Annotated in this window: 4 protein-coding genes; 2 read left to right on the top strand and 2 right to left on the bottom strand. The window is 66.4% G+C overall.

Going from position 1 to position 3,789, the window contains the following annotated elements; all coding sequences use genetic code 11:
* The coding region (locus tag V6U90_RS32735) for a hypothetical protein (protein ID WP_334444942.1) at window positions 1-224 on the top strand (224 nt) is incomplete at its 5' end.
* Window positions 225-998: 774 nt separating this feature from the next.
* On the opposite strand, the gene V6U90_RS34140 is transcribed toward V6U90_RS32735, so the two are convergent.
* Window positions 999-1,580, bottom strand: a complete 582-nt coding sequence (locus tag V6U90_RS34140) for a zinc finger domain-containing protein (protein ID WP_442933715.1) — start codon at window positions 1,578-1,580, stop codon at window positions 999-1,001.
* 202 nt (window positions 1,581-1,782) lie between these two features.
* Here V6U90_RS34140 and V6U90_RS32730 point away from each other — a divergent pair, with 202 nt between their 5' ends.
* Window positions 1,783-2,472, top strand: coding sequence for a zinc finger domain-containing protein (locus V6U90_RS32730; protein WP_334444940.1), 690 nt, complete (start codon window positions 1,783-1,785; stop codon window positions 2,470-2,472).
* 289 nt (window positions 2,473-2,761) lie between these two features.
* Here the strand turns inward: V6U90_RS32730 and V6U90_RS32725 are convergent.
* Window positions 2,762-3,789, bottom strand: a 1,028-nt coding sequence (locus tag V6U90_RS32725; RefSeq protein WP_334444938.1) for a hypothetical protein, incomplete at its 5' end; no start/stop codon positions are given.

Genomic DNA, 3,789 nt, shown 5'->3' with positions numbered 1-3,789 from the left:
CTCGTTTCAGCCATGAGCCTCTATCCCTCAAGTCCTGGCCTCCACGTTACGAGGGGAACCACAGTATGAATCAAGAGACGGTCCGGCACCTGGCCGCATCGCTGCTGTCGGGCTGCTGGGACCGCACCACAATCCGACTCAACCCACATCAGGCGGCGAACCTCGGCGCGTCACTGATAGCCGCATCACGCGCCGCCCACAACAACACGGCAGTCAACGCCTAACCACCGCATGGATGTGGAGCGGCCCGGGCCACCCGGCAAGGGATGTCCGGGTCGCTCGTTCGGGGCCGACGGTGACGCCTGGAATGATATTCAGCGAGTACCCCAGGGCGCATGGACACGTCGTTTCACGGCAGAGCTGGCGCTGCCCGAGGAGCGGCGCTACCGCTCAATCATTGCCTCGGTCGATGTCAGAGTTGAACTCGGGTGAGCCATTCCACTTCGGCCGTCCGCCGCAGTGGCGACCAGCCCGGCGACCAGCCCGGCGACCAGCCACAACATAGCGGGAAGGTCAGGTGTGCCGAGCCAGGTGCATCACGGCGAACGGCGCGCAGATCACCACGGACGCTCCTGTCGACCTGACAAGCGTCAGAATCCATTGCCGGTGTAGGTACTCGGTTTCCGGCAGGGTCTCGGTCGCGGCGGCGATCGTTTTCCGGCGGCATGAGACGACAGCCGGATCCCGCAAGGTCGCGTCGTGTAGGTGAACCAGTGCGGCGGTGAGAGGGCTCTCGCCTCGTCGGTCGGGCCCTCGAAGGCGAACCGAACTGCGAAGCCTTCGAATGTTGTCGCCGCTTCCCCGGCATCCCCGGTAGTTCCGAGCGCAGGAACGGCAGCCGACATCGGAGCACCAACGGCATCAGTTCGTTCAGTTCCGACCCTGGGCAGTGATCCACGCTCGCGGGCCGGATCACATTGCGGCGGCTGGTGGTCTCTCGGCTCGGATGAGGGCGGCAAGGCGGTTCCCGGCCTCGGTGGTGTCGGGCGTGCGGTGGCTCACCAGTATCGACTTGAGTGGTCTCGCCACCGCGCGGCGTGGATGCTGGTACTCGGCCGTCCTGACGTGGTGCGGCATGTGCGCTCGGCTGGGGCGTGGCAGCGTGGGCAGGGTTGATCCGCCCACGTCCAGATTGGCAGTGCCGCGGTGGGGTCGGCCTGCTGCCGGTGGTGAGCCAGGTGGCGAGCCAGGATGGCGCGTTGCTCGTCTAGGTCGTGAGAGGAGTCCTCGTACTCAAGCCAGGTGGACGAGACGCCTGGATCGGCGGTCTTCCCGCGGATTGCCGGGCAGTAGGTGCATACAGCGAAGTAGAGCCGCCCTGATGAGCAGCCAATATGGGGTCCAGCCGCATTGGGGCGGGACTCTCCGGTGTGGTCGACGTCAAGGACGGGATAGTTCGGCAGCGGGTCGGATTTTATACGAGCCACCGGGCCGGCGATCGCGTCGGCGATACGTTCTAACGCATCGGCGATTCGTTTGAGGTAGCCCTCATCCTTGCCGGCACCCGGTCCCTGACCGCTGGAGTGGGTACCGGCCCGTGGCGGGTAGGTCACCGGACGAGCGTAGGGCAGCGCTGACATCCAGGCTCGTTGCCACGGACGCCGCACCCGCCTACTCGCAGGCGTTGCGGTGTTTCCGGCAGGCGGTGCCGGATTCCCTGCGGACTTCTCGTGAGGCACTGCGCGCTAAAATCCGGCGTCGACCGTTCTGGGTTGATCGTTGGACCGGGGGTTCCGGATGGTGGAAGATGACGGATCGCGGCTGGGCCGAGAGGGTCGCCCCGTGGCCTGGGATGGTTACTGCGGCGAGCCGGTCGCCTGGCTGTCGGTCGGCGAGCCCGTCGCCGGCACCTTGCACGGCGGCTCAGGCCCGATCGCCTACACCCATCTCCTGACCGTCGCGGAGGCCATCGGGGTGTACGGGCCGATCAGCGAGTGGGTCGTCGGTCCGCAGGGAGGATTCCGCCGGGTGTGTTTCGGAGAGACGGTATTCATCAGCGCCGAACTCGGCCGCGGCTTCGACGTCCGCACGCTGCCTGAGGGCGTTGTCACAGTCGAGGATCCGGACTTGGACTGGCCGTGCCCGCAGTGCGGTGCCACCCCGGGCGACCGCTGCAGCGGAGCGTCCAAGCACCGGGTCCGTCGCGCCCGCGGTGAGGAGTACCAGCGCCTCCAGAACGAGATGAGCCAGCTTCGGGACACCGTCGCGAATCTCCGCAGGCAGAACGAACGGCTCGACGAACAGGTGCATGCTCTGCGGCGCGAGCAACGCAAACGAGTACCGATCTGTAGTAGGCCTACCCGAGCCGGGCGACCGTGCCAGGCCGACGCGATCACCTATCCGACGCCGATCGAGTCGTGCCGTATCCACCTCACGCCCGAGGAGAAGACGATGATCGCCGCCGCCGAGGCTCAGCGGCAGACCGAGTTCACGGCACGCCGCCAGGGGACTGAGCCCGAGGTACAGGCTTAACCTGGTCAAACGTGCCGCACTCCGGTGAAAGCGGACCGGTTCGCCTCGTCGTTACGTGACGGGTTTCTTCAAAGATGCCCAGGGACCGACCTGCCATCACCGGTGCCTCGGCCTCGGGCCGTCGCACACCGCGCACGTGACCCGCACCGCCGGCACTGGGGTTGCTGCCACCCTTGTCGGCCCAGCGCCGGATCGGGGATGCCGCCGGGCATTTAGTTCGTACCCCGCAACGAGCTTGTCAGGTGTCGTGCGGGTGCACCGAGCAGGAGAGACTGCGGCGGACGGCTGTCTACCAGCGGCGACGCCGGTAAACCTGTACCTCACGAACAGGCATCTCGGACCAGTGCAGTGGGCGGTCAACGACAGGGCGGGCGAGGTAGGGGGTGATCCGGTCGCGTTCGTGTTCCTCCGCGAACTGTTCGGCTTGCGCGGTTTCGCCGGCGAGGTCGAGCGCTTTGATGAGCTCCACGACGAGTAGGTCGAGGCGGTGGTTCTCGGCTTCAGCGGCCGTAAGACGTTCGTGGGCGGCGACGGCGCGGTGGCCGCACCATTGCCGCAGCAGCTCGTGTACGGGTCGAACACGCCTGCGGTACCACTGGTACTCCCATTCCGGGCTGGACTCTTCGCCCTTGCGGAACGGGTGCGGGCCACCGTGCTTGCACTTGTGTCGCGCCTCCACCTCCTCCTCGATCACGTGCTCCAGGATGGTGTGCGAGTGGGCGCGGCAGACGACCTCCGCGATCACAAGCGTGCCAGCGGGCGAAACGATCATGCCCTCGTCGGTGGTGAACCACTGGACCTTCGCGAGAATCTCCTCGACGGTCACCTGAAGGATGTCGGACAGCGCCACCCGATCCTTGATGATCGTCGCGTTCTCGACCGGGCGCCAGTCCACCTCGGCCACCTGCTCCGGGATGAGAGCGGAGTAGACGGAAAGAACCGCGCTCCGCTCGACAGAGTCAAGCTCGAAATCTGCGATGCGCTGCCAGCCCGCCTGCTGGGCGTCGTAGGCTTCAACGTCCGCCCACCGGGTCTTCAGCCGGGATAACGGCACGGTCTGCACACGGTGGCCGTCGTCGGGGAACTCCACCTCGACACTCGCGGTGGTCTTCTTCGGTGTGACGGCCTTGATGCGTACGCGTTCCGAGGATGCCGTGTCTCGAAGCCGGTACGCCCACTCGTCGCCAACGACGTACCGCGATACATCGAACGCCACCTGAACCGCCCCTCGGATGCCGACCTGCAGTTGCGTCCGGCAGAGTGGTGTACGGCAGACCTGCAGCTCAGAGCCGGTTTGGCGTAGACGTGAGGCGGCCA

The organism is Micromonospora sp. CPCC 206060, assembly GCF_036906895.1.
Classification (GTDB): domain Bacteria; phylum Actinomycetota; class Actinomycetes; order Mycobacteriales; family Micromonosporaceae; genus Micromonospora.
This window is presented reverse-complemented; position numbering and strand designations above follow the sequence as displayed.